A 4907-nucleotide genomic window follows, 5' to 3' on the forward strand; every position below is an offset into this window, starting at 1 on the left:
CTACTAGGTGGTCAACATGCTTCGGATTGCCTGGTCAGCATCATCGGAATATACAAACTACATTTTTTTAATTAGCTAAAATTGCGTGAGTATAACCTATTCAGCTGTGGGGTTTTGTATCCAAGATATTTTTCAAATACATAGTTGAGCCATTGTTAGGGATTCCCTCATGCTTCTTGCAAATTGCAAAGAAGGAATAAATGCACTTGCTCGTGTGCCTACCATAATTACGCAGAAAATAACAAAGGGTTTATTTTATGGAAAAGTTTGCTGGAAGAAAGATTAATATAACAAACAGGGAGTAAAAACTAGATGCAGATTATACAACTTATTGAAAATCAATACTAATTGCGGAGACGGCGAGATTCGAACTCGCGAAACAGTTTCCCGTTTACACACTTTCCAGGCGTGCTCCTTCAACCACTCGGACACGTCTCCTTTTAATTAAGCCTATTTACTATGGACTAAGAGAAGTATCGCTACTCTTCTTGTTTTAGGGCTGCAAAGATAAGTGCTTCTTTAAAATTTTTCCGATTTTGGGGCAATTAATTACCACTTAAATATTTTATGTGCATTATCCGTTGTAATGGCAGCCAAATCTTCTATGGAGATATTTTTAGCATTGGCTAATGCTTGCGCAATATATTGCAAGTAACTGCTCTCGTTACGCTTACCACGAAAAGGTACAGGTGCCAAGTAAGGCGCATCGGTTTCTAACACCATATTATCTACAGAAATATTTTTTAGGACTTCGGCCATATTGGCTTTTTTAAAAGTGAAGACACCCCCAATGCCTAAATAAGAATTCATGGCTACAATTGCATTTGCCTGCGCTTCCGTGCCGCCAAAACAATGAAAGATACCTTGCAAGCCTTTGTCGGCAAAGGGCTTTACTAACTTAATACATTCGTCCATTGAGTCGCGGGCATGAATAACGATAGGGAGATTTTTTTCTAAAGCCCATTGCATTTGCATTTCAAAGGCTTGTATTTGCTGCGATACAAAAGTCTTGTCCCAATAAAAATCCAGCCCTATCTCTCCTATGGCAACAAAATCTCTTTTATCCAGCCAATGTTTTACGATGGCCAATTCTTTTTCAAAATTTTCTTTTACAGAGCAAGGGTGCAACCCCATCATGGCGATACATTTTTTTGGAAAATCTTTTTCCATTTGCAACATGGCTTCGTGCGTTGTGCTGTCAATAGCGGGCAGATAAAATTTTTCAATACTTGCATCTTCTGCGCGTTGCATGACTTCAACGATATCTGCGGTATATTCAGTTGAATATAAATGTGTATGGGTGTCTATCAGTATCATAAGGTAAAATTAATCATTATTAACTAAACTGAAATATGGGTATCCGTATTACCTTTGCGACATGGGACAAAAAAAACTCGAACGTTTTGCAGCAATAAAGGCTTTTGAAAATGTATTGGAATACCCGCAGGGGATGCCCGGGAAATGGAAAGATTTTTTCAAAAATGATTATTCTATTACTTTGGAACTTGCTTGTGGCAAAGGTGAATATGCATTGGGTTTGGGTAAATTATATCCGGAAAAAAACTTTCTGGGTGTAGACGTAAAAGGGAACCGCATTTGGCGAGGAGCCAAAACAGCCTTGCAAGAAAATTTGTCTAATGTTGGTTTTATGCGTGCCCAGATAGAGGCTATTAACGAATATTTCTCCAAAGACGAGGTGGCCGATATTTGGATTACTTTTCCGGACCCGCACTTACCCGGTGCTAAAATGAAAAAGCGTTTGACGCATCCCAGGTTTTTGCGTTTGTATCAACAATTTCTACAGCCAGATGGCACAGTTAACTTAAAAACCGATAGCCCGGTTTTGTATAAATTTACAAAAACGGTTATTGAGTTGTTTGATTTGGAATTATTGAACGACGAGGAGGATGTGTACAAAAGCCTACAGGTATCTGCTGAACTTGCTATAAAAACGCATTATGAGAAAATGGATATTGCCGGCTTTAGAAAAGTACATTATCTTTCTTTTAAGATAAACAAACCACTTCCTTTAGAAAAAGATGAGTTATTACGCAAGATGCTTCTGATTGAGGTTTAAAATTATTTTATGAACAAGAAAAATAAGTCCGTTGAGTCATTACCTACTATTGAAAAATCCAATTCTTTTTTTCAGGATGTATGGGATGTCGCCCGACAGATACCTTTCGGTCGCGCTACTTCATATGGTGCCATTGCGGCTTATCTGGGCGCCAAGTCTTCGGCCCGAATGGTGGGCTGGGCCATGAACGCCGTACATAACTTTTCGGATGTTCCCGCACATAGAGTTGTTAATCGAAACGGGATGTTGAGTGGTAAAGCGCATTTCTCTCCGCCGGAAAAAATGGAGCAATTGCTGAAAAAAGAAGGTCTGAAAATTAAAGATGATACCATCGTCAATTTCAAGGAAATATTCTGGGACCCTTCAGAAGAACTGAGTTTGTAAGGAGTATTTTGACGGATGAAACGTACCTTTTGTCAGAATTTCGCATAACAGCATAATTTTAAACAATTTTATACTATTGAAAAACCGATTTTTCCTTTTTTAATTCTTATTTTGTGTGCTATTTTAGTGCTAATGAAACATATTAAGAATATAATCTTCGATTTAGGTGGTGTATTGTTAGACGTGGATTTCTCTGCCACCCACAAGGCTTTTGAAACTGCGGGTGTACCAAATTTTCATACCTTTTATACTCAGCATCACGTGGATGATTTGTTTGAGAAATTAGAGATTGGTGCGATCTCCCCTGAGGCTTTTTATGAACAGTTGAGAAATAAAACTCAATTACCACTTTCGGATGCAACCATTATGAAAGCCTGGAATGCCATGCTGCTGAATTTTTCTGAACCGAAAATGAACTGGTTATATAACATTAGCAAACAGTACAATGTGTATCTGTTTTCTAACACCAATAAGATTCACCACGACTACTTTTACAACTTGTTTAAAAGTAATTTCAACGGCAAGGAGCTGGATAGTTATTTTATAAAAGCTTGGTATTCACATGAAATGGGTATTAGAAAGCCCCATGTGGAATCATTTTTATCGATTTTGAAATCTGAACGACTCCATCCCGGTGAAACACTTTTTATTGATGATACGATTGGCAATATAGAAGGGGCACAGAAAGCAGGATTGCATACCTTACATTTGAAGGCTCCTCAAACTGTATTGGATTTACCGCTATAATATAAGTTAACCTTTATCTTTTATTTCTTCAAAGTCGATATAATCACCAACTCTGGTTGAATTGCTTGGTGCCTGCGGTTTTTGCGTATGTGAGGAGGTAGTATTTTGTTGATAGGGGTTTTGCGGTGGTTGCTGCATGTCCTGCATTTTTTGACGCACCACTTTTGTTGTCTTCAATATGGGGAGTATAATATTGAAAACAAATCTAACAACATAATAAAGTACAATACCTCCTAAAATGTATCCTAATATCATACTACGAAGATAACCTTAGTTCTTCGTTTGGACGATAATACTGGCCGTTTTTCTCAATCGCTTAACAATTTTCCCTAAAACAGATCCAGTTGCTGGGGTAAAATACGGAAACTTTTCCGATGATGTTCGCATAGCCCGAAACTTTCTATGGCGTTACGATGTTTGAGTGTGCCATAACCTTTATTGTTAAGCCAGTCATATTGAGGAAAGGCATCGTGTAGGTTTTTCATATATTCATCCCGATAAGTTTTTGCTAAAATGCTTGCTGCGGCTATGTTTGCGAATATCCCATCACCTTTGATAATGCATTTGTGCTCTATCTTTTTATAAGTAATAAAACGATTGCCATCAATCAATAGAAGTTTAGGTTCTCTGCTTAGCTGCGCAATAGCAAGGTGCATGGCTTTAATGGAGGCCTTTAAAATATTTATTTTATCAATCTCTTCTGCTTCTACTTTAGCTACCGCAAAATCTATTGCTTCTGCTTCGATAATTTTTCGAAGTTCATTCCGATCTTTTTCTTTTACCTGTTTGCTATCATTTAGTTTGGGATGATAAAATTTTTTGGGTAAAACCACAGCCGCTGCAAATACAGGCCCTGCATAACATCCCCGACCGGCTTCATCGCAGCCGGCTTCTAATATTTTGTATTGAAATGCAGTTTGTAACACAGCTCAAAAGTAAAAAATTTTTTCACATTTGCAAGCCTGTCACTTTACTGTCAAAATCGGCTACCTTTGCAGCGTTTAAAATTAATAATGATGAATTCAGAGAACGCTTTTATCAAACATACCAAATTAGTTCTACTGACTATTTTCGCTGTTATCCTAGCCGGCTCTATTGTACGTACCACACATAGTGGAATGGGTTGTCCTGATTGGCCACATTGTTTTGGCCGGTGGATTCCGCCGTTAAATGCGGGTCAGCTACCAAAGGATTTTGAGAAGTATTTAAGTAAACAGGACATAGATCATACTTTCAATGCTTTTCATACCTGGATTGAATACTTCAACCGTCTATTGACGGGATTATTGGGAATTTTTATCGTCATACAAATCGTTTGGGCATTTAAAAAATATTTTAAAACAAGAAGAGTAATCGTTTACTTATCACTTACCTTAATGTTATTGGTTGCTTTTGAAGCATGGGTGGGTAAAGTAGTTGTCAATTCAAATCTTGGTGTAGTGGAAATTACTGCCCATATGTTTCCTGCGCTAGTGATTGCAGCAGTGTGTGTGCTGATAATTCAGTTATTGGAGAAGAAAGAAAAAATAATCGATAAAAAATTCTTGTTGTTTTTATGGCTGGCATTTATTTTGGTTTTAATACAAATCGTTATCGGAACTGAAGTGCGTTCGGAAGTAGATAATATTTCAAAATCAATGCATTACGTAGATAGGGCATCCTGGCTTAAAAATGTAGGCAGCTATTTACAGACGCATGA

7 protein-coding genes and 1 tRNA gene are annotated in these 4907 nt (G+C 37.6%); 4 read left to right on the plus strand and 4 right to left on the minus strand.

The genetic code is table 11. The features are described 5' to 3' along the window. Positions 1 to 351 precede the first annotated feature (351 nt). Positions 352 to 438 (minus strand) — tRNA-Ser (locus ACQR30_RS08875). 111 nt (positions 439 to 549) lie between these two features. Next, entirely contained in the window at positions 550 to 1317 is a 768-nt protein-coding gene (locus ACQR30_RS08880) for a TatD family hydrolase (RefSeq protein ID WP_429734159.1), read from the minus strand. A gap of 61 nt (positions 1318 to 1378) precedes the next feature. On the opposite strand from ACQR30_RS08880, the gene trmB reads away from it, so the two are divergent. The 3 genes from trmB to ACQR30_RS08895 all read left to right on the plus strand — a co-directional run bounded on the left by trmB (position 1379) and on the right by ACQR30_RS08895 (position 3208). Next, positions 1379 to 2077 carry a tRNA (guanosine(46)-N7)-methyltransferase TrmB gene (gene trmB, locus ACQR30_RS08885; protein WP_429734161.1) on the plus strand — a complete coding sequence of 233 codons (699 nt, stop codon included), beginning with the start codon at positions 1379 to 1381 and terminating at the stop codon, positions 2075 to 2077. Positions 2078 to 2086: 9 nt separating this feature from the next. After that, a complete protein-coding gene (locus ACQR30_RS08890; protein ID WP_429734163.1) occupies positions 2087 to 2461 on the plus strand; it encodes an MGMT family protein in 375 nt (124 codons plus the stop codon). A 132-nt stretch (positions 2462 to 2593) separates the two neighbouring features. Next, positions 2594 to 3208, plus strand: a complete 615-nt coding sequence (locus tag ACQR30_RS08895; RefSeq protein WP_429734165.1) for an HAD family hydrolase — start codon at positions 2594 to 2596, stop codon at positions 3206 to 3208. A gap of 6 nt (positions 3209 to 3214) precedes the next feature. On the opposite strand, the gene ACQR30_RS08900 is transcribed toward ACQR30_RS08895, so the two are convergent. Beyond that, positions 3215 to 3463, minus strand: coding sequence for a hypothetical protein (locus ACQR30_RS08900; protein WP_429734167.1), 249 nt, complete (start codon positions 3461 to 3463; stop codon positions 3215 to 3217). Between the two features lie 74 nt (positions 3464 to 3537). Next, positions 3538 to 4134, minus strand: a complete 597-nt coding sequence (locus ACQR30_RS08905) for a ribonuclease HII (RefSeq protein ID WP_429734169.1) — start codon at positions 4132 to 4134, stop codon at positions 3538 to 3540. A 90-nt stretch (positions 4135 to 4224) separates the two neighbouring features. On the opposite strand from ACQR30_RS08905, the gene ACQR30_RS08910 reads away from it, so the two are divergent. Then, a partial coding sequence (locus tag ACQR30_RS08910; RefSeq protein WP_429734171.1) for a COX15/CtaA family protein occupies positions 4225 to 4907 on the plus strand: 683 nt, incomplete at its 3' end.

Origin of the sequence: Arachidicoccus sp., from assembly GCF_050436765.1 — a bacterium.
GTDB lineage: Bacteria > Bacteroidota > Bacteroidia > Chitinophagales > Chitinophagaceae > Arachidicoccus.